The organism is Pseudomonas sp. R4-84 (assembly GCF_054130985.1).
The window spans coordinates 5,231,405-5,257,015 of record NZ_CP096390.1 but is presented as its reverse complement, the minus strand read 5'-3'; the positions used below and the strand labels follow the sequence as shown (position 1 = coordinate 5,257,015).

The 25,611-nt window shown below is 59.7% G+C and carries 26 protein-coding genes and 1 tRNA gene; 8 read left to right on the top strand and 19 right to left on the bottom strand.

The features are described from left to right. Positions 1-274: 274 nt before the first annotated feature. From M1D68_RS23770 to M1D68_RS23750, 5 genes are all read right to left on the bottom strand, one after another. Positions 275-1,504: a methyltransferase gene (locus M1D68_RS23770; protein ID WP_457968582.1), complete on the bottom strand. Its 1,230-nt coding sequence runs from the start codon at positions 1,502-1,504 to the stop codon at positions 275-277. Next, complete coding sequence (locus M1D68_RS23765) at positions 1,485-2,174, bottom strand: ABC transporter permease (protein ID WP_420766354.1); 690 nt, start codon at positions 2,172-2,174, stop codon at positions 1,485-1,487. The genes M1D68_RS23770 and M1D68_RS23765 overlap by 20 nt, the downstream gene beginning before the upstream one ends. After that, on the bottom strand, positions 2,171-2,866 hold the full coding sequence (locus M1D68_RS23760) for an ABC transporter permease (protein WP_420766353.1): 696 nt from the start codon (positions 2,864-2,866) through the stop codon (positions 2,171-2,173). Before M1D68_RS23760 ends, M1D68_RS23765 begins: the two co-directional genes overlap by 4 nt. A 78-nt stretch (positions 2,867-2,944) precedes the next feature. Continuing rightward, complete coding sequence (locus tag M1D68_RS23755; protein WP_434561154.1) at positions 2,945-3,697, bottom strand: ABC transporter substrate-binding protein; 753 nt, start codon at positions 3,695-3,697, stop codon at positions 2,945-2,947. Positions 3,698-3,710: 13 nt separating this feature from the next. Further along, positions 3,711-4,484 carry an ABC transporter ATP-binding protein gene (locus M1D68_RS23750; RefSeq protein WP_420766351.1) on the bottom strand — a complete coding sequence of 258 codons (774 nt, stop codon included), beginning with the start codon at positions 4,482-4,484 and terminating at the stop codon, positions 3,711-3,713. A 379-nt stretch (positions 4,485-4,863) separates the two neighbouring features. Between M1D68_RS23750 and M1D68_RS23745 the strand changes: the two genes are divergently transcribed. Then, positions 4,864-5,301, top strand: coding sequence for a carboxypeptidase regulatory-like domain-containing protein (locus M1D68_RS23745; RefSeq protein ID WP_457968579.1), 438 nt, complete (start codon positions 4,864-4,866; stop codon positions 5,299-5,301). Positions 5,302-5,309: 8 nt separating this feature from the next. On the opposite strand, the gene M1D68_RS23740 is transcribed toward M1D68_RS23745, so the two are convergent. From M1D68_RS23740 to panM, 10 genes are all read right to left on the bottom strand, one after another. Then, complete coding sequence (locus tag M1D68_RS23740) at positions 5,310-5,756, bottom strand: hypothetical protein (RefSeq protein WP_420766349.1); 447 nt, start codon at positions 5,754-5,756, stop codon at positions 5,310-5,312. A gap of 40 nt (positions 5,757-5,796) precedes the next feature. Beyond that, complete coding sequence (locus tag M1D68_RS23735) at positions 5,797-8,031, bottom strand: ATP-binding protein (RefSeq protein WP_457968577.1); 2,235 nt, start codon at positions 8,029-8,031, stop codon at positions 5,797-5,799. Next, the gene (locus M1D68_RS23730) at positions 8,028-8,636 is read right to left on the bottom strand and encodes a biliverdin-producing heme oxygenase (protein WP_457968575.1); all 609 of its coding nucleotides are present in this window, start codon (positions 8,634-8,636) and stop codon (positions 8,028-8,030) included. The genes M1D68_RS23735 and M1D68_RS23730 overlap by 4 nt, the downstream gene beginning before the upstream one ends. 213 nt (positions 8,637-8,849) lie before the next feature. Continuing rightward, a complete protein-coding gene (locus M1D68_RS23725) occupies positions 8,850-9,257 on the bottom strand; it encodes a hypothetical protein (protein WP_420766346.1) in 408 nt (135 codons plus the stop codon). A gap of 61 nt (positions 9,258-9,318) precedes the next feature. After that, positions 9,319-9,648, bottom strand: coding sequence for a DHCW motif cupin fold protein (locus tag M1D68_RS23720; RefSeq protein ID WP_420766345.1), 330 nt, complete (start codon positions 9,646-9,648; stop codon positions 9,319-9,321). Positions 9,649-9,764: 116 nt separating this feature from the next. Beyond that, positions 9,765-9,840, bottom strand: a tRNA-Phe gene (locus M1D68_RS23715). Between the two features lie 102 nt (positions 9,841-9,942). Next, positions 9,943-10,215: an oxidative damage protection protein gene (locus M1D68_RS23710; RefSeq protein ID WP_039592693.1), complete on the bottom strand. Its 273-nt coding sequence runs from the start codon at positions 10,213-10,215 to the stop codon at positions 9,943-9,945. Next, positions 10,212-11,279 carry an A/G-specific adenine glycosylase gene (mutY, locus tag M1D68_RS23705; RefSeq protein ID WP_420766344.1) on the bottom strand — a complete coding sequence of 356 codons (1,068 nt, stop codon included), beginning with the start codon at positions 11,277-11,279 and terminating at the stop codon, positions 10,212-10,214. The genes M1D68_RS23710 and mutY overlap by 4 nt, the downstream gene beginning before the upstream one ends. Beyond that, positions 11,276-13,501 carry an AsmA family protein gene (locus M1D68_RS23700; RefSeq protein ID WP_434608282.1) on the bottom strand — a complete coding sequence of 742 codons (2,226 nt, stop codon included), beginning with the start codon at positions 13,499-13,501 and terminating at the stop codon, positions 11,276-11,278. Before M1D68_RS23700 ends, mutY begins: the two co-directional genes overlap by 4 nt. A gap of 250 nt (positions 13,502-13,751) precedes the next feature. After that, positions 13,752-14,150 (bottom strand): aspartate 1-decarboxylase autocleavage activator PanM, encoded by a 399-nt coding sequence (gene panM, locus M1D68_RS23695; RefSeq protein ID WP_457968573.1) that lies wholly within the window; start codon positions 14,148-14,150, stop codon positions 13,752-13,754. 260 nt (positions 14,151-14,410) lie between these two features. On the opposite strand from panM, the gene M1D68_RS23690 reads away from it, so the two are divergent. From M1D68_RS23690 to hisF, 6 genes are all read left to right on the top strand, one after another. Next, entirely contained in the window at positions 14,411-16,072 is a 1,662-nt protein-coding gene (locus tag M1D68_RS23690) for an OFA family MFS transporter (RefSeq protein WP_434561140.1), read from the top strand. Positions 16,073-16,351: 279 nt separating this feature from the next. Further along, positions 16,352-16,945, top strand: a complete 594-nt coding sequence (hisB, locus tag M1D68_RS23685; protein WP_024778052.1) for an imidazoleglycerol-phosphate dehydratase HisB — start codon at positions 16,352-16,354, stop codon at positions 16,943-16,945. Continuing rightward, on the top strand, positions 16,945-17,583 hold the full coding sequence (gene hisH, locus M1D68_RS23680; RefSeq protein ID WP_457968571.1) for an imidazole glycerol phosphate synthase subunit HisH: 639 nt from the start codon (positions 16,945-16,947) through the stop codon (positions 17,581-17,583). The genes hisB and hisH overlap by 1 nt, the downstream gene beginning before the upstream one ends. Then, on the top strand, positions 17,583-17,837 hold the full coding sequence (locus tag M1D68_RS23675; RefSeq protein WP_030141479.1) for a DUF2164 domain-containing protein: 255 nt from the start codon (positions 17,583-17,585) through the stop codon (positions 17,835-17,837). Before hisH ends, M1D68_RS23675 begins: the two co-directional genes overlap by 1 nt. 42 nt (positions 17,838-17,879) lie before the next feature. Next, positions 17,880-18,617: a 1-(5-phosphoribosyl)-5-[(5-phosphoribosylamino)methylideneamino]imidazole-4-carboxamide isomerase gene (hisA, locus tag M1D68_RS23670; RefSeq protein ID WP_434561136.1), complete on the top strand. Its 738-nt coding sequence runs from the start codon at positions 17,880-17,882 to the stop codon at positions 18,615-18,617. A gap of 9 nt (positions 18,618-18,626) precedes the next feature. Further along, positions 18,627-19,397, top strand: coding sequence for an imidazole glycerol phosphate synthase subunit HisF (hisF, locus tag M1D68_RS23665; protein WP_420766339.1), 771 nt, complete (start codon positions 18,627-18,629; stop codon positions 19,395-19,397). Positions 19,398-19,427: 30 nt separating this feature from the next. On the opposite strand, the gene M1D68_RS23660 is transcribed toward hisF, so the two are convergent. Beyond that, the gene (locus tag M1D68_RS23660) at positions 19,428-20,927 is read right to left on the bottom strand and encodes a trypsin-like serine peptidase (protein ID WP_457968569.1); all 1,500 of its coding nucleotides are present in this window, start codon (positions 20,925-20,927) and stop codon (positions 19,428-19,430) included. A 212-nt stretch (positions 20,928-21,139) separates the two neighbouring features. Here M1D68_RS23660 and M1D68_RS23655 point away from each other — a divergent pair, with 212 nt between their 5' ends. Further along, a complete protein-coding gene (locus tag M1D68_RS23655) occupies positions 21,140-21,895 on the top strand; it encodes a substrate-binding periplasmic protein (RefSeq protein WP_457968567.1) in 756 nt (251 codons plus the stop codon). Positions 21,896-22,035: 140 nt separating this feature from the next. On the opposite strand, the gene M1D68_RS23650 is transcribed toward M1D68_RS23655, so the two are convergent. The 3 genes from M1D68_RS23650 to M1D68_RS23640 are packed head-to-tail and all read right to left on the bottom strand — an operon-like array spanning position 22,036 to position 25,458. After that, on the bottom strand, positions 22,036-22,815 hold the full coding sequence (locus M1D68_RS23650; protein ID WP_434608269.1) for a divergent polysaccharide deacetylase family protein: 780 nt from the start codon (positions 22,813-22,815) through the stop codon (positions 22,036-22,038). A 1-nt stretch (position 22,816) separates the two neighbouring features. Continuing rightward, positions 22,817-24,133 carry a S41 family peptidase gene (locus tag M1D68_RS23645; RefSeq protein WP_457968565.1) on the bottom strand — a complete coding sequence of 439 codons (1,317 nt, stop codon included), beginning with the start codon at positions 24,131-24,133 and terminating at the stop codon, positions 22,817-22,819. Positions 24,134-24,165: 32 nt separating this feature from the next. Then, entirely contained in the window at positions 24,166-25,458 is a 1,293-nt protein-coding gene (locus M1D68_RS23640; RefSeq protein ID WP_457968563.1) for a murein hydrolase activator EnvC family protein, read from the bottom strand. Positions 25,459-25,611: the final 153 nt, after the last annotated feature.

Below are 25,611 nucleotides of genomic sequence, written 5' to 3'. Positions count from 1 at the left end.
GGCAAGCCAAAGCACTTGATGCCTGAGCGCAAAAGACGCCAGACCCAACCTTTATGCTGGTTTGCTCAAACGCTTATGCACAATCGAAAGGACGCTGCGAGGGATATCTTTCTGTTTTGTGACCGCTTTCCCGTTTGCTCGCAAGCTGCTGTTTTCATGGTTTTTTATCCATGTGAACAAAAAATGACCAGCTGAGATTCAGCCCGGAAATCGCGGTTTTCTTGGATCCTGGTTTAATTCATCAACAGAGTTATCCACAGGCTGTTTCGCCTCATTAACGTTCTGCCAGCAACAGCAGGTTGCGCGGTGTCAGAGGTGTCTCGCAGAAGGTTCCAAGGCGGACGTTGTAGCCTTTTTGAGTAAGGAAAAGCGCCCGGTCCAAAACCAGCCAAAGCTCCAGCGGCCGGCGGAAAAGGCCTCGCACCAATTCCAGGTTACGCACCTCGGCCAAACGTTGGCGGCCGGCTGCTTCCAGGGCGACCCAATCAGGCGTGCCGATTGTGGATAAGTCTTTCAGAGCAGCCAGGTCGGTGCAGTACTGGGCGAAGGATTTTTCCAGCCAGACGCTGGGCAACGAGGGAGTAGGCAGGTAGTCGTCGCCCCCTCTGATTTGCCGTTGCAGCAGGTCGAAGCCCAGGCGCCAGGCCATGGATTGGTCCCTTTGTCTTCTTACGCGGGCGCCTGCGGTGACGGTCTCGGTCTGCGGCAAGCTGAGATCGTCGAGCGACAGCTGTAGGGCAGAGCCTTTTGCGGCGTCGGACAGCGGCTGATATTCCGAGGTGCTGATGCGGTTGTAGCAGCACGGCGCGATAGCCAATTGTGCGCAGCCAGCGGCGCTGGCCAGACGCATCAGCCGCACATGCAAGTCGCCGCAAGCGTGCAGAGCCACCGGGGTGTGTCCGGGGCGCAGCGCCTGATTTGCGTCTGCCGCCAATACGTCTTGTTGCGAGTGCGTGGCGGGCAGGTGATGGCGTTGGCTCAGCAACTGGCCGCTGGCGACCAAGGCGGGGTCGTATTCCAGGCAGGTCAGTTGTTGTCCATCCTGCAACAGGCGCCGGCCAAGGTGGCCTTTACCGGCGCACCAATCGAGCCAATGGATCGGTGGGGTGGTGAAGCGCAGGCGGCTGGCAAAGGCTTCTATCTGCTGCCATTTGCGCCCGGGTACGTCGACGTTGAGGCGATGGCTGGGAGCTTCGAGCGAGTTGGCCGGCAATTCAGCCACGGCGCTCAATGCCCGGGAGAGAGCAGCCAGTTCCGGGAATGGCGCTGGCGCGCTCTCAATCAACCATGGTTGATGATGGTCGTTTTCCGCTGCGTCCAGCGAACGCTCGCGTAGCCATCGGGCCAATTCCGGGTGGGAAGTTTCCCAAGGCAATTGCAGATGCGTGAAGGGCCGAGGCTTCCATAGTGACTGGTGCGTTGTAAGAAACGCATCCAGCGCGGTAAAACGGGTGAGCAATGCTTCACCCGTCAGCACTTGGCTGTCAGCGCCCTTGGCAGGCATCGACGCGCAGCCAGCGTTCAAGCTGCTTGAAGCCTTGCACCAGTACGAAGGACATCAGCAGGTAGAACATGCCGGCCGCGAAGAAAATCTCCACTGGCATGTAGGTCCTGGCAATGATGGTGCGCGCCATGCCGGTGAGTTCCAGCAGGGTCACCGTGCTTGCCAGGGCGCTGGCCTTGAGCATCAGGATCACTTCGTTGCTGTAGGCGGGCAAGCCGATGCGCGCGGCCCGGGGCAGCATGATGTAGAACAGCGCCTTGGGCCGCGACATGCCCAAGGCTCGTGCGGCTTCGATTTCGCCGCGGGGAATGGCCTGGATGGCGCCGCGCAGGATCTCGGCGATGTAGGCGGCGGTGTGCAGGGTCATGGTGGCCGTGGCGCACCAGAACGGGTCCCGCAGATACGGCCACAGCGCGCTGCTGCGCACGGCATCGAACTGTGCCAGGCCGTAATAGACCAGGAACAACTGGACCAACAGTGGCGTACCACGGAAAAAGAAGATGTAGGCGTAGGGAAACGCCCGCACGTACCACAGCCGCGATGAACGGGCGATACCCAATGGGATCGCCAGCAGCAAGCCGGCGATCACCGCGATGGCCACCAGCTCCAGTGTAAGCGTGGCGCCCTGGGCCAGTTTCGGCAGCCATTTGATGATGACTTCCCAGTTCATTGGGTGCTCCTGGCAAAGCCGCGGGCGGCGCGTTTTTCCAGCAGGTGCATGCCGATCATGGCGAGCACCGTCAGGCCCAGATACATAAGCGCTGCGACCATATAAAAAGTGAACGGTTGCTTGGAAATGGTCACGCCGATTTGCGCGTGGCGCATGATTTCTTCCAGGCCGATCACCGAAACCAGTGCGGTATCCTTCATGAGGATCATGAACAGATTGCCCAGGCCGGGCAGGGCGATGCGCCACATCTGCGGCAGGATCAATCGGGTGAAGATCCGCCATTTCGACAGGCCAAGCGCCACGCCGGCTTCACGGTGCCCCTTGGGTATCGCCAGGATCGCACCGCGAAATACTTCGGTGGCGTAGGCGCCAAAGCATAGGCCGAGGGCGATGACGCCGGCGGCGAAGGCATTGAGGGCTAGGTCGGGATTGCCGAAATATTCACCCAAGGCACGCATCAGGTTGACGGTACCGAAGTAGATCAACAGCACCCAGAGCAATTCCGGAATGCCGCGGACCAGTGTCGAATAGGTGCCGCCAAGCCATTGCAACGGCTTGTACGGGGAGGTCTTGGCCAAGGCGCCGAGCAGGCCGAGCACCAGCCCCAGGCAGAGAGCCGAAAGGGCCAGCTTGACGGTCATCAGCGCGCCGGCGGCAAGCGCCGGGCCGAATCCGTAGAGGTCGATCATCATGGGCGTGTGTTCATATCGCGGCAGGCTTTGCTAAGGGCCGGCGCTACTGGGTAGCAACGCCGGCCAGGCACGTCAGTATCAATAGATGCTGAACGGGAAGTACTTGTCGTTGATCTTTTTATAGGTGCCGTCGGCAACGATTTCCTTAAGCGCGGCATTCAGTTTGTTGCGCAGTTCGTCATTACCCTTGCGCACTGCAATGGCGATCTTGTCGCCTTCCACCACTGGGTCGCCCTTGAACTCATAGGCACGGCCGGCGTCGGTTTTCAGCCAGTCGTAGTTCACGTATTTGTCCGCCAGGATCCCGTCAACGCGGCCGGAGGTCAGGTCCAGATAGGCGTTTTCCTGGGTATCGTAGAGTTTCAGTTCGACGCCTTCCATGTTGTCTTCCATCCAGGTACCAGCCAGGGTGGAACGCTGGGCTCCGATGACCTTGCCCTTGAGGGAATCTTTATCGACTTTGAACTCGACGTTTTTCGGCGCAATGAACTGCAGCTTGTTGGAGTAGTACGGGTCGGTGAAATCAACGGCCTGCTTGCGCTCTTCGTTGATCGACAACGAAGAAATCAGGAAATCGAACTTTTGGGCCATCAAGGCCGGAATGATGCCGTCCCAGTCGGAAGTGACCACTTCACATTCAACTTTCATCTTGGCGCACAGCGCGTCGCCGATGTCTTTATCGAAGCCTACGACCTGGCCGCTGGCATCCTTGTTATTGAACGGCGGATAGGCCGCCTCGATGCCCATTTTCAGTTTGTCGGCCGCCATGACGTTGGCCGAGAAGACCAGGCTGGCGGCAGCAGCCAAAAAGAATTTCCTGTAGGTCTGCATAGGTACTGCTCCGTTAGCGGTTGCTGGACATGAATTGTTTGCAGCGCGCCGAAAGCGGGTTCTCGAAGACCTGCTGTGGCGACCCTTGCTCCTCGACCAGCCCTTGGTGAAGGAACACGACTTCGCTCGATACCTGGCGGGCGAAGCCCATCTCGTGGGTTACGAGCAGCATGGTCCGACCTTCTTCGGCGAGGGCGCGGATCACGCTTAGTACTTCCTGGACCATTTCCGGGTCAAGGGCAGAAGTCGGCTCGTCGAACAGAATGACTTTAGGTTGCATCGCCAATGTGCGGGCGATGGCGGCACGTTGTTGCTGGCCGCCGGACAGTTCGGCAGGGTAGGCGTGGCGCTTGTCAGCAATGCCGACCTTGGCCAGCAAGGCTTCGGCCACTTCCACGGCTTCGGCCTTGCTCTGGCCCAGCACGCGGCGCGGGGCTTCGATGATGTTGTCGAGCACGCTCATGTGCGGCCAGAGATTAAAGTTTTGAAATACAAAACCAATCTCGCTGCGCATGCGATTGATCTGTTTGCCATCGGCGGCAATCAGCTCACCGTTTTTGGCAGCCTTGAGCTTGAGCTCCTCGCCTGCGACCAGAATCTGACCCTGGTTGGGATTTTCCAGCAGATTGATGCAACGCAAAAACGTGGACTTGCCGGAGCCGGAGGAACCCAGGATCGAGATCACGTCACCGTCGCGAGCGGTCAGCGAGACGCCTTTGAGCACCTCCAGCTTTGCGTAGCGTTTGTGCAAGTTGCGGATTTCAAGCGCGGGCGTGGCCTGGGCCATGTGCGATCCTCATGATTTGTGCTCCCTTGCTATTGGCAGCCTTCCTGGCGAGGCGGCCAAGCTAGCATGCGTCCGAATGACAGCCAACTGCGCTTCGGACGGTAGACCGATGATGAGTGACAGGTTGTCGCATCGGCGCAGCAGACTGTCGCGCCATCAACAACCGAACGGCTGTTTGAACCCTGTCCATCGGCGAATTGCCCGGGGGAGTCGCGTAAAAAAAGGCGCGATGGTGCCAGCTTTGGGCGGGGGTGGGAAGGGTTAACCGGATGAGCGTTGTCTATTCCGTTTGGTATTCGGCTCAACTTCCAATCGATCTGAACATGGGTGTTCATAAAACGATCAAACGAGGTGGTGTTCCCTATCAGGAGTTGTGGTCATGAAGTTGCTATATAGCCCCATCGTTCTGGGTGCGCTGCTTTTTTCCATCATGCTCAACGCCACCAACCTCGCGCCCATCGACAACGCAGGCGTCCAGGTCCAGCCCATGCAACAGAACGGTATCAGCTACCTGTCCGGCGGTATCGGCGAGGACGAAGCCCGGGCCATCGAACAGGCCCAGGGCTACAACCTGCACATGACTTTTGCGATCGGCCCGGAGGGCAAATACGTCCCGGATGTGAAGGTGACCGTGCAGAGTTCATCGGGACAGACATTGCTGACGCTCAGCGACGCAGGCCCGTTGGTGTATGTACAACTGCCGCCGGGCAGTTACAGCGTGATAGCGACGCGTAACGGCGAGGAGCGTCGCGACACCGCCAAAGTGGGCAGCGGAGCCGCGCGCAAGCTAGTGTTCCATTGGAACAGCAGCGAGTAGCCGAGAGCTTACTCGCTGGCGGGCTCTTCCATGGATTGGCGATAACGGTCCAGCGCCTCGCTGAAATCCTTGATGAATTCCGGCGTGCTGAGCCAGCGCTGGGCGGCCTCGCGGTCCATGTCGTCGGCCCACATGCGGTAGTCCACCAGCATATCGGCGGCCAGGTTGGTGGCGGCCATGCCCTCGTTTTCCGCGTTCTTGAGGTCCAACAGGCCCGGACGCTCGATGATCATTTCGCTGACGTCGGCAAGCAGCGTGTCGAGCATCTGGCTGCGGCTGACGGCCTCGGCTTCACGCAACTTGGCGAATAGCTCCAGCACATAGACCGGCGGCTGGGCAGTGGCGTGAGCCGGATCGCCGTACATCGGGATGGATTTGCGCCCGGTCATACGGATTTGCTTGGCTTTGTCTTTGGCGCGCTTGGCGCGTTTCTGCTGTTTGTTCAGTGAGGCCATTGGGCTTCGGTTTCCAATTCGTTAGGGGGCGGTGGCCGGCTCAATCGATTTTCGGCACGGTGAAGCGGAATTCGCTGCCTTTGCCTGGCTGGCTTTCGGCCTGCAGTTTACCGCCATGAGCCTGGACAATCCCCTTGGAAATATAAAGGCCGAGGCCGGTGCCGTTCGGGTTGCCGTCCTTGGTGGTCCAGTAACGGTCGAAAACATGAGGCAGTTGTTCTGGCGCGATGCCCTCACCAGTGTCGCGGACACTGAATACGATCTCATCGCCCACCGACATTGCGCTGATACCTACGCTACCTTTCTGCGGCGTGAACTTGATGGCATTGCCAATCAGATTGGACAGCACCTGGAACAATCGCTCCGGGTCCGCGTTGATCCTGAGGTTGGGTTCGGCGTGGAAAGAGATATCGATGGCCTTGGCAGAGGCCAGCGGCGTCAGTAATGAACACGCGTCTTCGAATATCTGGCTCACATCCATCGGCTTGGGGTGGATGGTGTAGCGGCCGGCGTCGATGCGCGAGGTGTCGAGAAGGTCCTCCAGGAGCGAATTCATACGGCTGGCGGCCTGCTGCATGGTATCGATGGCCGAGGAAATTCGCTTCGAGCTGTGGGAGCCATCGGAGCTGAAAGCCTTTTGCATCATGCCGCACAGCATGGAAATGACCGTCATCGGGTTGCGCAAATCATGGGACACGACTGCAACCAACTCATCCCGGGCCTGCACCGCCTGGCGCTCCTTGCGAACTTGCCGTGCCAAGTCGTTTTCCAGGGCCGAGCGCCGCAGGTCGTTGGCGGCGAATACATCGCCATGGCTCCATTTGGTACTGATGCCCCCCATTTCGACTTTCCAGATTTCGAACGACGTCCTCGGGCGTAAGCGTAGTCCGGTCGCGCTTTGCTCCAGGTCGAGGGGTTTTTGAGGGTCACCGCTCCAATTGATGGTTTGCTTGACCTCGGGGCGGAACCACAGCACGCCGTTTTCCACTGGCTTGGGCAGGTGAATCGCCAGCACACCGCTCGCAACCTCCGGATAAGCCTTGGCCGGCGCGAAAATTTCGCCCAGGTTATGGTGAGCAAAAACCGGTTGGTCGGTTTCCATTATCCATTTGTGCAATTCACGAATCTGCTCCGGTTCCGGGCACTGTCCGTGGCGATGCAGCTTGTTGTCCTCGATGATCGCAACGCCATTGGCCCCGGTGAGTTCCATCAGACGCTGTGGGTCGTGGGACAGACTGTCAAAGACGTTTTCGCTGGATTCGGCCATGAGAGTGGCAAGCGCCCCGAGGTCTTCGAGCTTGGCGTCCCGTTGCCCTGCCAGTTCAAGAGCCTCCATCGCACTGATCTGCAGTGAGAGGATCTGGCCGATCGTCTGGCAGGCCATGCGCATTTGGTGGGGAACATGCAGCGGCTGGCGGTTGCCGCAGCTGATCAATCCCCATAATTGCTCGCCTTTCATCAGCGAGATGCTCATGGATGACAACACGCCCATGTTCTTCATGTATTGACGGTGAATCGGCGAGACGCTGCGCAGCGTGGAAAAGCTCAAGTCCAGTGGCGCCTGCGTATCGGGGCGCAGCTCGGGTATCAGCGGTACCGGCGTGTAGTCGGCGTTGGGGATGATGCGCAACCAGTTGGTGCGATACAGCTCGCGAGCCTGTTCCGGAATGTCCGATGCTGGGAAAAACAGGCCCTTGTAGAGCTCCATCGAAGGCGCGCTGGCCTCGGCAATGACTTGCCCGTGGCCTCCTTCCTCGAAACGATAAATCAGGACGCGGTCGTATCCGGTCATGGCCTGGATCTCCCGCACGCTGATTTCGTACAGGGCCTGGAGCGTTTTCGCGCTTTGCAGACGCTGCAGCATGCGGCCCAGGTTGGCCTCGCCATTGACGCCCTCGGGGCGGTAGTCGGTCAGGTGCTGTTCCAGTTCGACAATCAAGGCGCCCTGATGGCGGTGGATCAGGGCGTCGAAGCGCTGCTGGTTCACTACGATGTCGAGCGGAACGTTGTCTCTTTCAGTTTCGGTGCGGAAAGCTTCCAGAAGGGTTGCGGCCTGTTCCTGCCCAAACAGTGCATCCAGGGGCAGACCGAGAAGCTCTTGAGGATCATACCCTGTCAGTTGTTGCGCGTTTGCGCTGACCTGGCGGATCACGAAATCAGGCTCGGACAGCATCAGCAATACGCCGTGAGGCTGGATGGCCCCGGGGAAGCGGATCGGTTCGTCTGCGCAATTGGCCAGCAATTCTTCGAAGGCTTCTTGGTTTTCCGGTTTCATAACAGAACCTCCTGACTGGCCAGCCAGCGTTCAAAACAGATGAATGTCGCCTTGGCAGCGCGTGTGGCTTCGAGCGTCTGGTCGTCGCCAAGGTTCCGGTCACCTAGATACTGAAGAAAATCCTTCCAGCGCCGGCCGGTAAGTTCTCCATAAACGTCGAGGAAAGCGGCACCGCTGGATGAATCAAGACCTAACTGTTCGGCCACCCTGCGTCGCAGGATCTGTCCGCCCAATGTTGCGCCTTCCAGCACATAGGAAACGCCGAGGGCAGCGGCCGGAGAATCAATCTGCGGCAGAAGTTGGCAGACGGGCAGCGAGTCAATCGCCATTTCGTCCAGACCCAGCGCCATGAGATCCGCTCGTAGCACCGGCAGCTTGATGCGTAGGGATTGGTCCATCCCCGTCGGCGTCAGCGCGAGAATATGGAGGCGACGTTCCAGTGGCTCATAAAAACCGTGGTATGCCGCTATCAAGCGCCGGTACAGGCCTAGATCCAGTTGCTCCGAGAAAAACGGCAAGCGTTTCTCCAGGGCAATGTGCAGTTCAGCGGTTTCAGTCCGCAATGCCTGGATCAGGGAGGGCGGAGGGGCGGACGGTGCAGGCATGCAGAATGAAGCTCTTTGAGTGGAGCGTTGCAGAAAAAAACGCATCAATCTTACACAGGTTTATTGGGTGGGCGATCGTCAATAGCCCGCTTTATTGTTCGGGCGGCATGGCCGGTCTGTCGCTCCTGGTATTGGCCGGCGAAGAGGTGTTCATTACCTCCACGGCGGGTGTCCAGCCGTTGGGCGTAATCCACGATAGGCTACGCCGTAAAATCAGGCTTGGCCTTGGCTCAGTGCTTGGGATGCGGCCACATAGTCGGCTTGGAATTGCTTGCTTTCCACCCAATCCAGCGCGGTCTGCTCATCGACACCCGTGGTCAGGCGACGGTACTCGATCAATGCAGTGATGATGAAGTCGGTGGCCTCTTCTTCGCCTTCCTGTTCCAGCACGAGCGCCAGCAGCGGATGTGCCAGGAATGCTTCGCACATGGCTTTCTGGCTGACCTTTTCGGCGGCGCTCATGAGTCGGAACAGATCCGACAAGTCCACGGTTTCCAAGTCGATGCGCTCATCGTTCGGGTCAAGGAAATCGTTTGGCGCAGCAGCACGCTGAATGCGGTTGTTCTTGGCTTTCGCCTTCGCGCGCTGGCTGCGTTTGTGCTGTTTGTTCGCCGATGACATGGTCGGATTCCTGATGGATAAGACGATCTATCCTACAGCTTCGACGCGGACGCTTCGAATCTCAATCGACTATGAAGAGCGTGGCCCCTGATGAAGTCGAAGACCGATGGGGCTCGGCCTGGTCCGCCACCTGGTAGCTCATGCCTGGCTTGAGCAAAAATTGCCGGCCGTCTTCGAGTTCGGTATCGAGCTCGCCCTTTAGGCAAAACAGGATATGGCCCTTGGTGCACCAGTGGTCGGCCAGGTAGCCGGCGGTGTATTCCACCATCCGTACCCGAATGCTCCCGAACTGCCGCGTTCGCCAATAAGCGGTTCCGGTAATGCCCTTATGCTCGGTGGGCTCGATGGTGGACCAATCGGTGGTGCCGAAGGGGATGCCAGTGATGTCCATTTCGACTCGCTTGCTGGAGGGGAGCGGACGAATGTAGCTGAGTCGATAGGGCGGCGGAAGAAAAATCCAGGCAATAAAAAACCCCGATCAATTTCTTGATCGGGGTTTTCGGTATTTGGTGCCCAGAGACGGAATCGAACCGCCGACACGGGGATTTTCAATCCCCTGCTCTACCGACTGAGCTATCTGGGCAACGGGGCGCATTAAACGGGTTTTTCAGGGGGGCGTCAAGCGAGTTATCAAAAAATATTTAATTATTACCGTCGCTTACGATTCGCCCCCGCTCTGGAAGGCTTATTCGGACGGCGGCACGTAGCCTTCGGCCTTGGCGTATTCTTCGCCGGAAAAGAACTTCTCCATCTCGCCTTGAAGGTATTTGCGATCTTCGGCGTTCATCATGTTCAGGCGTTTTTCGTTGATCAGCAGGGTCTGGTGTTTCTGCCAATCGCCCCAGGCCTTGGCCGAGACGTTGTCGTAGATGTCCTGGCCTTTGGCGCCCGGGAACGGCGCGCGTTCCAGGCCTTCCAGTTCTTCTTTGTACTTGCGGCACATGATGGTGCGGGTCATTGCAACTCTCCTGCATTCAATACGGCGGCCGCGCGTTCGAGCAAGGTTTTGACCGGGGCGGCAAGGCCCAGGCGCGGCGGGGTGGCGAGGTTATACCAGAGCCAGTCGGCCTCGGCCACGTGGTGGCCGGTTTCCCGGACCCGGACCAGCCAGGGTTCGATTGCCAACTGGAAGTGGCTGAAGGTGTGTATCAGGTCTGGCATTGCCTGTTGCGGGCCCAGCTCCAGGGAATGTTGCAAGGCCAGGTGCTGCAGATCATCCAGGCCATCGAGTTCCGGCAGACTCCACAAGCCGCCCCATAAGCCGGTGGATGGGCGACGGTAAAGCAAGATGGCGCCCTCGCGATTGGCCAGCATGGGCATCAAGGTGCGCTTCTTGGGCACTTCCTTGCGTGGCTTGGGAATCGGGTAGCGGGTTTCCAGGCCCAGCATGTGCGCCTCGCAACCTTTTTTGAGCGGACACAACAGGCAACTGGGCTTGCTGCGGGTACACAGCGTGGCCCCCAGGTCCATCATCGCCTGGGTGTAAGCGTTGACGCGGTCTTGCGGCGTGAAGCGCTCGGCGGTGGCCCATAGCTGTTTCGCAACCTTGGGTTCGCCCGGGTAGCCTTCCTGGGCGGTGAAACGCGCCAGCACCCGCTTGACGTTGCCATCGAGGATCGGCGCCCGCAGGTCCATGCTGATGCTGGCGATGGCGCCAGCGGTGGACAGGCCGATCCCCGGCAGTTCGGTGAGCTTTTCCACATCCCGGGGGAATTCCCCGGCGTATTGCTCCACGACGATTTTCGCTGTTTTCTGCAGATTGCGTGCACGGGTGTAGTAGCCCAATCCGGTCCACAGATGCAGCACTTCATCCTCCGGCGCGTCGGCGAGGGCCTGGACCGTTGGCAGGGCGGCCATGAACCGGTCGAAGTAATTGAGCACGGTGCTGACCTGGGTCTGCTGCAGCATGATTTCCGAGACCCACACTCGATAAGGCGTGATGCCCTGTTGCCAGGGCAGGTCGTGGCGTCCATGGCGGTCGAACCAATCCAGTACCGCGGCGGAAAACTGCTCGGATGTCATCGCTTGAACAGCCCCTTGAGCGCGTCTTTGAGCTCAGGGCTGACTTTGTCGCCCAGCTTCTCGTCAATCTTGTCGCCGAGGCGGTCTCCGGCCAGTTTCGCCGCGACCTTGCCCAGCCCATCGTTGTCCAGGCGGCAGGCTTTGGCACCCAACTCCAGCGGGCCGCGGCAGCGCAGCGGCCACTCGACGTCGACGTAGCGTTCGTTGACCTGGCAGGCAGGGTCGGGCATGTCGCTCTTGTCGCCTTCGACGATCACGCCGACGCGGTAGTCCATGCCCAGCACGCGCAGGTCGATGTCGCCGTTGCCGTTGACGGTCATGCCGGGAATGCGGACTTTCAGGTCTGGGTTGTGGGCAACGCCGTTGGTGAAAGTGAGGTTGCCGTTGAGCTGCTGGAACGGCGTGTCCTTGCCGCGAGGTTCGCCAGTGAGTGACTTGCGGTTCAGCGTGGCGATGCCTTTGCACAGTTGCTGTTCAAGATTGGCATTGAGCAATACGCCATCGTTGATGACGAAACCGGCCGTGCCATTAAGGCTATCGATCAGGGCTTTTTGGCTGTTGCCGTTGGCGGTGATCGCGCTGTTGAGCGTGACCAGACCCTTGACCGGCGGATTCTTGCCTTGGCTTTCGATGATTTTCTCGGCCGGCACCCGGTTGATGCGGGTTTGCAGGCTTAACTGTGGCGTAGGCTGCCGTACGTCCAGGGTGCCCTTGGTTTCAAAGTTGCCGCTGTACAGGTCGCCGCGCAGGTTCTCCAGAGTCAACAGGCCACCCAGGCCGGTCGCCTTGAGCGCGGCGTTCTGGATCGGCAGTTTGTCGAGGGTCAGTTGGCCGAAGGTCAGGTCGGCATCGATGTCCAGCTTGCTCAGACGCTCCACCGGAAACAGCCGATCATTGCTCCAGGCGCCTTGGGTTGGAGCGCTTGGCAGGGGTGTGCTGCCGGCGCCGGCCATGGCACTGGCCTCGGTGTTGCTGACTTCGGCCTCGCGGGCTGCCTTGGAGCTATCGGCTTCGGCGGACTTTGGCGGCAGGTAGCGGTCGACGTTGAACGTATCGGCCTTGAGCTGCACGCGCAGGGCCTGTTTGGCAAAGTCTTCCACAGCGATACGGCCGCTGAAACTGCTGTCGTCGACCTTCAAGTTGATGTCGTTAAGCTCGACACTGTTAGGCGTGCCGGCAATGCGGCTCGCCAGTTCGACCTTGCTCAGGCTGCCCTCAGCCATGGCTGGCAGTTTTTGGCCAACGCTGTCGACAAACTTTGCCAAGTCGAATTGGGCAATCGAAATGCCGCCATTCAGTTGTGGCGTCTTGTCGAGGTCGTTGACCTTCAACTCGCCCAGTGCACGCAGTTGGTTGAGGGAAAGCTTGATCCCGGTCCACTCGGCGACGTTTGCCGCTTTATCCAGGGAAAGTTGCCCTTGGGCCGCGAAACTCACGGTCTTGCCCTGCAAGGGATCGCCGGTGGCTTCGCCGGACAGCTTCAGGTCTTCGAACCGATAGCGCTGCAAAGCGCGCTCGAAGCGCAGTTCGCCAGTGACCTCGGTGCGCACGCGGACGGCCGGCTGGTTGCTGGACAGGAACGCCGTGAGGGTAACCGGGATGTTGGTAGCGTCATGGATCGGGCCGGTGCTCAACTGGATGCTTTCGGCACTGAACTGCTTGCCGGTCTGCTCGTCGGTGTATTCCACTCGGGCGTTGTTCACGGTCAGGCTGTCGATGTCCAACCGTGTTGGCTGGGCCGGCTTTTCTGCCGGTGCGCTGGCCGGCGGGGTGGATTGTTCGACGGGCGTTGGTGCTTCCTGGGTGGATGCGGAGGTGGGCGCCTTGCCGATATCTTCCCAGTTGCCGTGGCCGCTCTTGTCACGGTTCAGGCGCAGGTTCAGGCCTTCGACCCGGACATCGCTCATCTGCACTTCGCGGCGCAGCAGCGGCATCACCCGGACAGACAGCCCGAGCATCTGAAGGTCGGCGAAAGGTTGGGTTGGGTTGGCCAGGGTGGCGACACTGGCTTCGTGCAGTTCCAGACCCAGCCATGGGAACAGGCTCCAACCGATGTCCCCATTGAGTGTCAGCTCGATGTGGGCTTTATCGCGGGCTATCTGGCGGATCTCTTCTTTATAGTCGTTGGGATCGAAGAGGTGGGTCAGGGCAAAGCCCAGGGCCACAATGATCAGCAACAGCCCGAGAAGTACCAGACCCAGGATTTTGCCGAACGCTTTCATGGGCGAATCCTTATAGGTTGAGTTCAAATTTTGCCAGGGAGTATAACGTCCCGGGTCGGTGGAGCGTTGAGGGATCGATTTTTCGAGCTGCCGTTACCCGGCCAGACACGGCCCCGTGGCGAGGGAGCTTGCTCCCGCTGGGCTGCGAAGCGGCCCAAAACCAGGCGAATCGGTATGCCAGGCGCGCCGTGGATTCAGTTTTTGGGGAGCTACGCTCCCAGCGGGAGCAAGCTCCCTCGCCACAGGGGCGCTAGTCGACATCCAGAGGTAATTTCAATTTCGCTGCCAAGGCCTGGGCTTCCAGATGCCCGGCAGGCGCCTGAAGTCGCAGCTCGGCGTTGCCTTGCTCAGCCATCCTCCGGGCTTCGCTCACCAGCCGTTCCGCCACGCCCCGGCGGCGAGTGACGTTTCGCACGCATAGGTGGGACAAGCGCCAGACGTTCTGGTGCCGTTGCAGTCGTGCTGCACCGAGCAGGCGATCGTTGAAGCGTGCCGCGATCAACGAGCCTTCCTCGAGACTTTTCTCTATGAGTCGCGCGGCGTCGCTGAACGGCTCGAACAGCCAGACCGGCGCGTCCCGATAGATTTTCTGCAGATCCTGCTCGTCCTGACGAGTGGCTTCATTCAGGTGCTCGACAACGATGGGCATGGAAATTCCTGAAAAATAAACGAATTGCCCCCTACAGAAAGTCAGCAGAGGCGCGATAAGACGAGTGAGAGAAAAAAGGTGATAGCACTTTGGTTTTTCTGTCACGAGCAAATGTTAACCTTTGTCGGTTCGTCCGTCCTTCTGCGACGTGATGTCGCACTAAAATGGAGCTTCACCACAGAATACAGTCATGCCTGCGTGCAAGAAGGCTGAGGGTGAGGTGTGGCTGGCGAACCATTCCAATAACTGGGGGATACACAATGAGCACGAGCATCACGGCGGACGGCATCGCCGACCAGCCTGCGTTCCTCTCCAAGGAACGTATCATCGCCAAGCCCGGATTCAACCGGTGGCTGGTTCCACCGGCCGCGCTGGCCATCCACCTCTGCATCGGCATGGCCTATGGCTTCTCGGTGTTCTGGTTGCCACTGTCCAAGGCCTTGGGTATCACCAAGCCTGTCGCCTGTGCACCGGATATGAGCTTTATCTCGCAAGTCTTTTCGTCCCAATGTGACTGGCCGATCTCCATGCTCGGCTGGATCTACACCCTGTTCTTCATCTTCCTGGGCTGCTCGGCAGCCATCTGGGGCGGCTGGCTGGAACACGCCGGGCCACGCAAGGCCGGCGTTGTTTCGGCATTGTGCTGGTGCGGTGGCCTGCTGATTTCCGCGCTGGGTATCTATACCCACCAGATCTGGCTGATGTGGGTCGGTTCCGGTGTGATCGGCGGCATTGGCCTGGGCCTGGGCTATATCTCGCCAGTCTCGACGCTGATCAAATGGTTCCCGGACAAGCGCGGCATGGCGACCGGCATGGCGATCATGGGCTTTGGTGGCGGTGCGATGGTCGGTGCTCCACTGGCTGCGGCGCTGATGAGCCATTTCGCTACGCCGACCGAGGTGGGTGTCTGGCAGAGCTTCCTGGTGATGGCCGCGATCTACTTCGTGTTCATGATCGGTGGCGCCTTGTCGTACCGCGTTCCGCCAACCGGTTGGAAGCCTGAAGGCTGGACCCCGGCACCGAAGAAAGCCGCGAACGCGATGATCACTCATCGTCACGTTCACGTGAACGTTGCCTGGAAAACCCCGCAGTTCCGCCTGGTATGGCTGGTGCTGTGCCTGAACGTATCCGCCGGTATCGGCATCCTGGGCATGGCTTCGCCACTGCTGCAGGAAGTGTTTGGCGGCAAACTGCTGGGCAACGACCTGCCTTTCGGTCAGCTGGACGCCGTGCAACTGGGCCAGATCGCTGCCATTGCGGCCGGTTTCACCGGTCTGTTGAGCCTGTTCAACATCGGTGGCCGGTTCTTCTGGGCGTCCTTCTCGGACTACCTGGGCCGTAAAAACACCTACTTCGTGTTCTTCGCATTGGGTGTTGCCCTGTACGCGTTGATCCCGAACCTGGGTCACTTGGGCAGTATCGCGCTGTTCGTGGCGGCGTTCTGCATCATCCTGTCGATGTACGGCGGCGGTTTCGCAACCGTGCCGGCCTACCTGGCGGACCTGTTCGGTACGCAAATGGTTGGCGCGATCCACGGTCGTCTGCTGACGGCGTGGGCGGCGGCAGGCGTGCTGGGCCCGGTTCTGGTGAACTACTTGCGTGAATATCAGCTGAGCATCGGCGTCGAGCGTGCCGCGGCCTATGACATCACCTTGTACATCCTGGCCGGCCTGCTGGTGCTGGGTTTCCTGTGTAACCTGATGGTCCGTCCGGTCGCCGACAAGTACTTCATGACCGACGCCGAACTGGCCGCTGAACAGGCGCTGGGCCATGACAAGGGCGCCGACAGCACCACTTCGCTGGAATGGAAAGCCGCGCCGGGCACCAAGCCTTTGGCAATCGCCGCCTGGCTGGTGGTGGGCATTCCGTTGGCGTGGGGTGTGTGGGTGACCCTGCAGAAGACGGCGGTGTTGTTCCGTTAAGACCGTTGCCCTAATCATCAGGTCAGGGCAGCCCTTGTGGGAGCGAGCTTGCTCGCGATAGCGGTGGGTCAGCGGACAGTAATGTCGGCTGACACGCCTCATCGCGAGCAAGCTCGCTCCCACAGTCGTTTTGGCTGGTGGATAAGACTTGTATGCACATGTCTATCGCCGACGGCCCGGGTTTCAACCCGTCAGTGATGTCACCTCTTTTGTTTCTGTTTGCCGCTCGCGCCCCTATAATGGCTGCCTTTTTCGCCCAATGATTTTGCGGAGCTGGTGATGGCCGAACGTAAGGCGTCTGTCGAGCGCGACACTCTGGAAACCCAGATCAAAGCCTCGATCAACCTGGATGGCACCGGAAAGGCCCGGTTTGATATCGGCGTGCCTTTTCTTGAGCACATGCTGGACCAGATCGCCCGTCACGGGCTGATCGACCTGGACATCGTCAGCAAGGGCGACCTGCATATCGACGACCACCACACGGTGGAAGACGTCGGTATCACCTTGGGCCAGGCCTTCACCCAGGCCATCGGCGACAAAAAAGGCATCCGTCGCTACGGCCATGCCTACGTGCCGCTCGATGAAGCGCTGTCGCGCGTGGTCATCGACTTCTCCGGCCGCCCTGGCCTGCAAATGCATGTGCCGTACACCCGTGCCACCGTCGGCGGCTTCGACGTTGACCTGTTCCAGGAATTCTTCCAGGGCTTCGTCAACCACGCCAACGTGACCCTGCACATCGACAACCTGCGCGGGCACAACACCCATCACCAGATCGAAACCGTGTTCAAGGCCTTTGGCCGCGCGCTGCGCATGGCGGTGGAGCTCGATGACCGCATGGCCGGCCAGATGCCTTCCACCAAGGGCGTGCTGTAATGCAGACGGTCGCGGTTATCGATTACGGCATGGGCAACCTGCACTCGGTGGCCAAGGCCCTCGAGCACGTGGGCGCCGGCAAGGTGCTGATCACCAGCGATGCCGATGTGATTCGCGAAGCCGACCGGGTGGTGTTCCCCGGTGTCGGCGCGATTCGTGATTGCATGGCCGAGATTCGTCGCCTGGGCTTCGACAAGCTGGTGCACGAAGTCAGCCAGGACCGGCCGTTCCTCGGCATCTGCGTGGGCATGCAGGCTTTGCTCGATCGCAGCGAAGAGAACAATGGCGTCGATTGCATTTCGCTGTTCCCCGGCCAGGTAAAGTTTTTCGGCAAGGGCCTGCATGAGGATGGCGAACATCTGAAAGTCCCGCACATGGGCTGGAACGAAGTGAAGCAGGCGGTCGATCATCCCCTGTGGCACAACATCCCTGACCTGGCGCGCTTCTACTTCGTGCACAGCTACTACATCGCCGCCGGCAACGCGCGGCAGGTGGTGGGCAGCGGTCACTATGGCGTCGATTTCGCCGCGGCCCTGGCCGATGGTTCGCGCTTCGCCGTGCAGTTCCATCCGGAGAAGAGCCATACCCATGGCCTGCAACTGTTGCAGAACTTCGCCGCATGGGACGGACGCTGGTAATGGCACGCAAGAAACCGCCGATCCTCACCCTCACGCCTGAGCAGGAAAGTGAAGCGAACCGCAAGATCCAGCGGTTCATGGAGGAACGTTTCGAGCTGGACCTGGGCTCGTTCGAAGCGGCGGAAATTCTTGACCTGTTTACCCGCGAAATTGCTCCGCACTATTACAACAGGGCGATTTTCGATGTGCAGGCGCACCTTAAAGAAAGGTTCGAAAGCATTGAAAGCGACTTGTGGGCGCTCGAGAAAAACTGATTCCCGAGCCAAGCTGAATACTCGTATTTAAGGGTTTGCCAGATGCTGATTATCCCCGCTATCGATCTCAAGGACGGCGCTTGCGTACGTCTGCGCCAGGGCCGCATGGAAGACTCCACGGTGTTTTCCGATGACCCGGTGAGCATGGCCGCCAAGTGGGTGGAGGGCGGCTGCCGTCGCCTGCATCTGGTTGACCTGAACGGTGCTTTCGAAGGCCAGCCGGTCAATGGCGAAGTGGTCACGGCCATCGCCAAGCGCTATCCGAACCTGCCGATCCAGATCGGTGGCGGCATCCGCTCGCTGGAAACTATCGAGCACTACGTCAAGGCTGGCGTGAGCTACGTGATCATCGGCACCAAGGCCGTGAAAGACCCGGCTTTCGTAGCTGAAGCCTGTCGCGCGTTCCCTGGCAAAATCATCGTTGGCCTGGATGCCAAAGACGGTTTCGTCGCCACCGATGGCTGGGCTGAAATCAGCTCCGTGCAGGTCATCGATCTGGCCAAGCAGTTTGAAGCCGACGGCGTGTCCTCGATCGTTTATACCGACATCGCCAAAGACGGCATGATGCAGGGCTGCAACGTACCGTTCACCGCTGCGCTGGCCGCTGCCACCAAGATCCCGGTGATCGCTTCCGGTGGCATCCATAATCTGGGTGACATCAAGTCGCTGCTCGACGCCAAGGCGCCGGGCATTATCGGCGCAATCACCGGGCGTGCGATCTATGAGGGCACCCTCGACGTCGCTGAAGCGCAAGCTTTCTGCGATTCCTACAAAGGCTGAGGACTGACCATGGCGCTGGCCAAACGCATCATCCCTTGCCTGGACGTGGACAACGGCCGGGTGGTCAAGGGCGTCAAATTCGAGAACATCCGTGACGCCGGCGACCCGGTAGAAATTGCTCGCCGCTACGACGAGCAGGGTGCCGATGAGATTACCTTCCTCGACATCACGGCCAGTGTCGATGGCCGCGATACTACACTGCATACCGTCGAGCGCATGGCCAGCCAGGTGTTCATCCCGCTGACCGTGGGCGGCGGCGTGCGCTCCGTTCAGGACATCCGCAACCTGCTCAATGCCGGGGCGGACAAGGTGTCGATCAACACCGCGGCGGTGTTCAACCCCGAATTTGTCGGTGAAGCAGCGCAGCACTTCGGCTCGCAGTGCATTGTCGTGGCCATCGATGCGAAGAAGGTTTCCGCCCCCGGCGAAACCCCGCGCTGGGAAATCTTCACCCATGGTGGGCGCAAACCCACGGGTCTGGACGCTGTTGAATGGGCAAAGAAAATGGAAGCCCTGGGCGCCGGTGAGATCCTGCTGACCAGCATGGACCAGGACGGCATGAAAAACGGCTTCGACCTGGGCGTCACCCGCGCCATCAGCGATGCGCTGGGCATTCCAGTCATCGCTTCCGGCGGTGTCGGCAACCTGCAGCACTTGGCTGACGGCATCCTCGAAGGTCACGCCAGCGCGGTATTGGCGGCTAGTATCTTCCACTTCGGCGAGTACACCGTGCCGGAGGCCAAAGCTTATATGGCGCAGCGCGGTATCTGCATTCGATAGGTTTCTTCATCGAAAACAGCCCGGTGCCTGTCAGAGTGTCGGGCTGGTCTCCTGCCGGCTTGTGGCAGGACTTAGCAAGTCTTCCCTGGGCTTGGATTCCTGATTCATTTTGTCGTAAGCGATGCTGCAGAATTTCTGCGGCAGTTCTTCGTTTTCGAACAAATAACCTCTCTGGTCATAGGGTTCGTACTCTTGCGCTTCAGTGCAGTCTGTCGTTTCCGGCGGGCCGAACTTGATGGCGTAGGTATGGTATTGATCCTCGGATTGTTCCAGTGCGACTCCGATGCCCGCGTAGATCGACAGATTTGGCTGGGCTGTCGGAGCGCCGTCCAGGATTTCTACCGGCAGCGAAAGGGTAGTGAGTGGCTCTGCCGGTCCCGAGGAGTCAACACCAATAATGCATAGGAAATAGACGCCTGGCTGAGTGCCGATATCAGTGTCTATAAACGCGTCGACCGAGCTGATTGGATCGCTATAGTTTTGGCCGGTTTCGCAGTGCTTTGCGGTACGAACCGTCTTGTGGCGATAAAAGGCAGTGCTGATCTTGAAGCGGTAGTTCCAAGTCGGGATTGCTATGGTCCCGTCAGGCTGTTTTACAAGACGCTGATACCGCGCCGGGCTGTTTTTTTCCAGGTCAACGGAAAATGACGGGTAAAGCGCGCAAGATGCCGTCACGTCCTTTACCAGATGGCCTTGCACGAAGCACCCGTTGAGAAAAGCCGTTGAAGTTCCATAGTGGTTGTCGGGGATTGGTTTATAGCCACTGTTGGTGCGCATACAAGGCACATACCATTCGCATGGGGTGAAGCCCTCGGGTGTGGCACTGGTGTTCAGCACACCGACAATCTCGTTGGTGTAACGATCAAGGATGGGGCTTCCTTCACTGCCTCCCGCCAGATCCGAGCATTGATTCATTATGTTGTTTCGCCAGACAAACTGACCTTTGATGACCTCGTCGGCAGATTGCAATGTGCACGCGGCCATGCGCAGTGTGTTCTTTGGAAAACCCAACGAGGCTCCTACCGTCAACACATCGGTTCCATCAGTCGGCTGTCCCTGGGCCAATTTCAATGGTTTTATACCGGCCCTGATGAGTTCCTGAAGGCTGACGTTCAGCTCGATGATAGAAAGATTGGTGCCATGCATACTCCGCCATGCCACTTTTTTTACCGGGTAGATCTGGAATAACAGGGTGTCAGCGAAGTAACTGAAATAGATGTGGCCGCTTATGGGGGTGTCCGTCATGTTGCTTTCGTCGATTTGCCTCGTACAGAAACCCGTGGTGACCACATAGGCGGGCGTTGGTCCGGCCACAGTGGAATCCTGAGTATCGAGCAGTGTGGCGGTGCAATAACTGTCGGTATACAGCCGACCGATGCCTCGCCAATGGTGATATTTGCCATCCGCATTTTCCAAGACCCTGGACGCTGCGAAGTTTTGCAGGCCATCGCCATAGTCCTTGCTGTGAGCAATACCTTGCAAAGCCGACACGCACAGCACGGCCATTAACGGAAATAAGATCGATCTCATAAAACGCTGCCTCTGATTAAATGAATAGAAACCGGTCAGGCCGGTGTTTCAATTAACCAGAGCGCGCCTGTTGGCTGGCGGTAACTAATTACCTCACCCTTGAAGGCTGGAACCTCTAGCCTGAAAGGTTGAGCCGGCGGCAAGTAACGACCGTAGACATGATTGCGGCCCTGAGGCACTCTTGGCTCGCCATGGATCTTCGGTAGTCAGACATGTTCAGACGTTTGGTTTTCTTTCTTGCCGGCACCGTGCTGTTGTTCATCAATGGGGCGCAGGCTCAAGAACATCGCGATGTCGGCGTGGTATTGCTGACGGAAAATTTCCCGCCATACAACATGGCCAAGAACGGCAAGAACTTCGCCCAGGACGAAAACATCCATGGCATCGCCGTGGACATCGTGCGCGAGATCTTCAAGCGCGCCGACATTACTTACAGCCTGACATTGCGCTTTCCTTGGGAACGAATCTACAAGCTCGCCCTGGAGAAACCCGGCTACGGGGTGTTCGTCACGGCGCGGTTGCCGGAGCGCGAGAAACTCTTCAAATGGGTCGGCCCTATCGGCCCGGACGACTGGGTCATGCTAGCCAAGGCAGACAGCAAAATTGCCCTAGACTCGCTTGAGCAGGCGCGTGAATACAAGATTGGCGCCTACAAGGGCGACGCTATTGCCGAGACATTGGCCAAGCAAGGACTCAAGCCTGTCGTCGTGTTGCGCGATCAGGACAACGCCAGGAAGCTGATCAGCGGCCAGATCGATCTGTGGGCCACCGGAGACCCGGCCGGGCGTTACCTGGCGCGGCAGGACGGAGTGAGCGATCTCAAGACCGTGCTGCGATTCAACAGTGCCGAGCTGTACCTGGCGTTGAACAAGGACGTGCCGGACGATGTGGTTGCCCGACTCCAAGCGGCCCTGGACGAACTGCGCAAGGACGGTACGGTGGACGCGATCATGGCGCGGTATCTCTAAGCACTTCACCCGCCGCGCGGCCGCCATCGCGAGCAGGCTCGCTCCCACAATGGTTCTGCATCGGGCACAAGAGTTGTGTTCACCGCAGATCCCCTGTGGGAGCGAACTTGCTCGCGATGGCGGCGACGCGGTTACCGTCGCTACCGATAAACCCCATCTTTCCCATGCCCGGCCATTGCTCGGTTGCTGCGCAGGCTGATCATCGATTTGATGTCGATCCATTCGATGCCCTGAGCCTTGAGCTTGGGTAGTTCGCGTTCGAGTACCGCCAGGGTCTGTGGGTAGGGGTGGCCGATCATCACGGCCGAGCCCTGCCGGCGGGCCAGGTCGATGGCGGTCTGGAGCTGATGGGCGATGGCTGCTTCGGTGCGCTCGTCATCCAGGAACACATCCCGCGACACGCTGGCGAGGCCGATTTTCTGGGCCTCGGCGCCGGCGACCGTCTGGGCGCTGGTGCGGCTGTCGACGAAAAACTTGTGCCGCTGTTGCAGGTTCGCCATCAACCACGCCATGGCCCTGGGTTGGGCGGTCATGCGGCTACCCATGTGGTTGTTGACGCCGCTGGTATAGGGCACGGCGGCAAACGCTGCGTCCAGGCGCTTGCCCAGTTCTTCGACAGGCAGTTCCGGATGCCAGGCGAACGGCCCGTTGGCCGGGTCCATGGGCATGTGGAGCATGACCAGTTTGCCGGCGCGATGGGCTTCGCGGGCAAGTTCGGCGGCATGGGGTGTGTCGGGCATGATCGCAGCGGTGACGGGCCCAGGGAGGGCCAGTACCCGGAGATCCCGAGGCAGGTTTTGCCCCAGGTCGTCGATGATCAGGCTCAGGTACGCCTTATGCGGCGAAGAAGGTGTAGCGGGCGCCGCGTTAACGGCTCCCGCCAGCAGGCACAGCAGGACGAAGGTAAACCGCCGGAACATCTCAGCGGCCGGAAGTGATGTTCAACCCCTTGAGCAAGCTCAAGGCCTGAGCCAACTGATAGTCGTCGTCCTGCGGCATTGGCTTGGCCTTGGCACCGGAACCGGTCGGCTTGTCGGCGCCGCCGTTGCCATTGCCCAAGTGACCTTGCAGGTCGGCTTCCTTGAAGTACTCGCTGTCCGCCTCGCTGGTGATCTTGGCCTTGCGCACTTCGATATCCGGGACGATGCCCTGGGCCTGGATGGAGCGGCCGTTAGGGGTGAAGTACAGCGCGGTGGTGATCTTCAACGCTCGATCGTTGTTCAGCGGCAACACGGTCTGCACCGAGCCCTTGCCAAAACTGGTGGTGCCCATGACCACGCCGCGTTTCTGGTCCTGCAGGGCGCCGGCGACGATTTCCGAGGCCGAGGCACTGCCGCCGTTGATCAGCACCACCAATGGCACGGCTTCGCTCAGGTCGTTGCCAGTGGCTGAGAAGCGCAGCTCGGAATTGGCAATGCGCCCCTTGGTGTAGACGATCAGGCCCTTGGTGATGAAGTGATCCACCACCTCGACGGCCGATTGCAGGACGCCGCCGGGGTTGTTGCGCAGATCCAGAACCAGCCCGTTGAGCTTCTTGCCGTTGTCCTTGCGCAACTTGGCCAGGGCCTTGGCGACTTCTTCGCCGGTCTTGACTTGGAACTGCGTGATGCGGATGTAGCCGTAGCCCGACTCCAACAACTGGCTCTTCACGCTCCTGACCTGAATGACCGCTCGCGTGAGGGTCACGTCGAATGGCGTGCCGCCGTCGCGCACCAGCGTCAGGGTGATTTTCTGGCCGATCTTGCCGCGCATCTTGTCTACGGCTTCGGTCATGCTCTGGCCGCGTGTCGGCTGGCCGTTGATCTTGACGATGAAGTCACCGGCCTGGATGCCTGCCTTGGAAGCGGGCGTATCGTCGATTGGCGAGACGACTTTGACGAAGCCGTCTTCGCTGCCGACTTCGATACCCAGGCCGCCGAACTCGCCACTGGTGCTTTCCTGCAACTCGGCAAAATCCTCCGGCCCCAGGTAGGCCGAGTGCGGGTCAAGGTTGCTGAGCATGCCTTTGATGGCGTTTTCCAGCAGCTGTTTGTCATCCACGGGCTCGACGTAGGCAGCCTTGATCCGGTCCATGACCTCGGCGAAGGTGCGCAGTTCGTCCAGCGGCAGCGGAGCCTTGGTGGTCGCGGCGGTGGCGGCGGGTGCCGACGGGGCCGGTTCGGCGGCGAAGGCCAGGGGCGCGCCGATCACGAGGGCGATCGTCAGGGTCAGCGAGGTGAGGCGGGACAAATGCAGCATGTCGAACGAACTCCTTAATAGGATGGGCGCGCTTATCCTTGCGCACGACACCATTGGGCCGGGTCGCTGGGGCGACCCTGCTGACGAATAGCGAAATACAGTGCTGGCGTATCCTGCCCGCCACTGTTGCCGACCGTGGAGATGGACTCGCCGGCCTTGACCACATCGCCCGCCGCCTTGAGCAGCGTCTGGTTGTGGCCGTACAGGCTCAAGTAACCGTTGCCGTGGTCGAGAATCACCAACAGGCCGGCGCCGCGCAGCCAATCGGCAAACACCACGCGCCCGCCATGCACGGCGTGCACCTGGCTGCCGGCGGAGGCGCTGATCATCACGCCGTCCCACTTGGTGCGGGTATCGTCGCCGCGGGTTTCACCGAAGCGCGCAAGCAATCGACCATTGACCGGCCATGGAAGTTTTCCCCGGGCCGAACCAAAAGCACCGCCGAAGGTTTCTCCGCCGCTGGAAACCAGCGTGCCGGGGCTCGATTTTGCAGGTTTGCGCGGCGCGTCGCCGGCGTCCGCGTCGGCCTGGGCTTCACGTAAACGCTTTTTTTCGGCTTCCTGCTGGGCGATCAGCGCTTTCTGGCGCGCTTCTTCAGCCTCTCGGGCCTGGCGGGCCAGTGTTTCCTCGATCGTCTTCAAGACGTTGGCCAGTTCGGCTTGGTCTTGCTCGCGGGCCTTGAGCTTGCTGTCGCGGGCTTTCACATCGTCATTGAGTTTGGCCAGGGCCACCTGGCGCTCCTTTCGGACTTTCTCGAGTTCTTCGCGCTGGGTGTCGAGACTGCTTTTCTGGACCAGCAACTGGGCTTGCTGCAACTCGATGTCTTTTTCGACATTGGCCAGTTGGCGCAGGGTTTCGTTGAAATTCTTGAGCTGGTCCAGGCGTGCCTGGCTCAGGTAGTCGTAATAAGTGAGGGTGCGGGCGAATTTCTCGGGGTTCTGCTGGTTGAGGAGCAGCTTGAGGTATTCCTGGCGACCGTTCTGGTAGGCCGCTCGGGCCTGGATCGCGATCAGCTTTTGCTGTTCAGTGCGCGCGCTCTGGAGTTTTTTTTTCTCTCCATCGAGCCGTTGCAGCTCGGATTCGCTTTTCTTCAGCTCTTTCTGCAGGGCCTCGACCTGCTTCTCCAGCTTGCCCATCTCGGTCTCGGTGCCGCGCAAGTCTTTCTGCACACTGGATTTTTCTTCCTGCAGCTTGCCAAGCAGTTTCTTCAGCTCGGCGATGTCCTGGCGCGTGGCTTCCAACTGCTGTTGGGTTTGCGCGCGCTCGTCGGCGAAGGCCGGTTGGAGCAGGCAGGTCAGGGCAAGGGCTATCAGGACGCGGAGCATAGAGGCGGGTGGCACCAGGGAAAGGGACGGCCTAGTATGCCCGCCCCACGCTGCAAAAAAAACGCCCATTTAGGGCTGTGTGATAACTGGCCGAAAAAACACCAAACCCCAATGTGGGAGCGAGCTTGCTGTGGCGAGGGAGCTTGCTCCCGC

What these genes read in the sequence shown, in the direction of transcription:
- M1D68_RS23690 (WP_434561140.1), top strand. Translation starts at nt 14,411, where the DNA reads ATGAGCACGAGCATCACGGCGGACGGCATCGCCGACCAGCCTGCGTTC.
- panM (WP_457968573.1), bottom strand. Translation starts at nt 14,150, where the DNA reads ATGCCCATCGTTGTCGAGCACCTGAATGAAGCCACTCGTCAGGACGAG.
- hisB (WP_024778052.1), top strand. Translation starts at nt 16,352, where the DNA reads ATGGCCGAACGTAAGGCGTCTGTCGAGCGCGACACTCTGGAAACCCAG.
- M1D68_RS23765 (WP_420766354.1), bottom strand. Translation starts at nt 2,174, where the DNA reads ATGAACTGGGAAGTCATCATCAAATGGCTGCCGAAACTGGCCCAGGGC.
- M1D68_RS23710 (WP_039592693.1), bottom strand. Translation starts at nt 10,215, where the DNA reads ATGACCCGCACCATCATGTGCCGCAAGTACAAAGAAGAACTGGAAGGC.
- M1D68_RS23760 (WP_420766353.1), bottom strand. Translation starts at nt 2,866, where the DNA reads ATGATGATCGACCTCTACGGATTCGGCCCGGCGCTTGCCGCCGGCGCG.
- M1D68_RS23655 (WP_457968567.1), top strand. Translation starts at nt 21,140, where the DNA reads ATGTTCAGACGTTTGGTTTTCTTTCTTGCCGGCACCGTGCTGTTGTTC.
- M1D68_RS23720 (WP_420766345.1), bottom strand. Translation starts at nt 9,648, where the DNA reads ATGGACATCACTGGCATCCCCTTCGGCACCACCGATTGGTCCACCATC.
- M1D68_RS23735 (WP_457968577.1), bottom strand. Translation starts at nt 8,031, where the DNA reads ATGAAACCGGAAAACCAAGAAGCCTTCGAAGAATTGCTGGCCAATTGC.
- M1D68_RS23640 (WP_457968563.1), bottom strand. Translation starts at nt 25,458, where the DNA reads ATGCTCCGCGTCCTGATAGCCCTTGCCCTGACCTGCCTGCTCCAACCG.
- M1D68_RS23750 (WP_420766351.1), bottom strand. Translation starts at nt 4,484, where the DNA reads ATGGCCCAGGCCACGCCCGCGCTTGAAATCCGCAACTTGCACAAACGC.
- M1D68_RS23650 (WP_434608269.1), bottom strand. Translation starts at nt 22,815, where the DNA reads ATGTTCCGGCGGTTTACCTTCGTCCTGCTGTGCCTGCTGGCGGGAGCC.
- hisA (WP_434561136.1), top strand. Translation starts at nt 17,880, where the DNA reads ATGCTGATTATCCCCGCTATCGATCTCAAGGACGGCGCTTGCGTACGT.
- M1D68_RS23755 (WP_434561154.1), bottom strand. Translation starts at nt 3,697, where the DNA reads ATGCAGACCTACAGGAAATTCTTTTTGGCTGCTGCCGCCAGCCTGGTC.
- M1D68_RS23645 (WP_457968565.1), bottom strand. Translation starts at nt 24,133, where the DNA reads ATGCTGCATTTGTCCCGCCTCACCTCGCTGACCCTGACGATCGCCCTC.
- M1D68_RS23730 (WP_457968575.1), bottom strand. Translation starts at nt 8,636, where the DNA reads ATGCCTGCACCGTCCGCCCCTCCGCCCTCCCTGATCCAGGCATTGCGG.
- M1D68_RS23660 (WP_457968569.1), bottom strand. Translation starts at nt 20,927, where the DNA reads ATGAGATCGATCTTATTTCCGTTAATGGCCGTGCTGTGCGTGTCGGCT.
- M1D68_RS23740 (WP_420766349.1), bottom strand. Translation starts at nt 5,756, where the DNA reads ATGGCCTCACTGAACAAACAGCAGAAACGCGCCAAGCGCGCCAAAGAC.
- mutY (WP_420766344.1), bottom strand. Translation starts at nt 11,279, where the DNA reads ATGACATCCGAGCAGTTTTCCGCCGCGGTACTGGATTGGTTCGACCGC.
- M1D68_RS23675 (WP_030141479.1), top strand. Translation starts at nt 17,583, where the DNA reads ATGGCACGCAAGAAACCGCCGATCCTCACCCTCACGCCTGAGCAGGAA.
- M1D68_RS23725 (WP_420766346.1), bottom strand. Translation starts at nt 9,257, where the DNA reads ATGTCATCGGCGAACAAACAGCACAAACGCAGCCAGCGCGCGAAGGCG.
- hisF (WP_420766339.1), top strand. Translation starts at nt 18,627, where the DNA reads ATGGCGCTGGCCAAACGCATCATCCCTTGCCTGGACGTGGACAACGGC.
- hisH (WP_457968571.1), top strand. Translation starts at nt 16,945, where the DNA reads ATGCAGACGGTCGCGGTTATCGATTACGGCATGGGCAACCTGCACTCG.
- M1D68_RS23745 (WP_457968579.1), top strand. Translation starts at nt 4,864, where the DNA reads ATGAAGTTGCTATATAGCCCCATCGTTCTGGGTGCGCTGCTTTTTTCC.
- M1D68_RS23770 (WP_457968582.1), bottom strand. Translation starts at nt 1,504, where the DNA reads ATGCCTGCCAAGGGCGCTGACAGCCAAGTGCTGACGGGTGAAGCATTG.
- M1D68_RS23700 (WP_434608282.1), bottom strand. Translation starts at nt 13,501, where the DNA reads ATGAAAGCGTTCGGCAAAATCCTGGGTCTGGTACTTCTCGGGCTGTTG.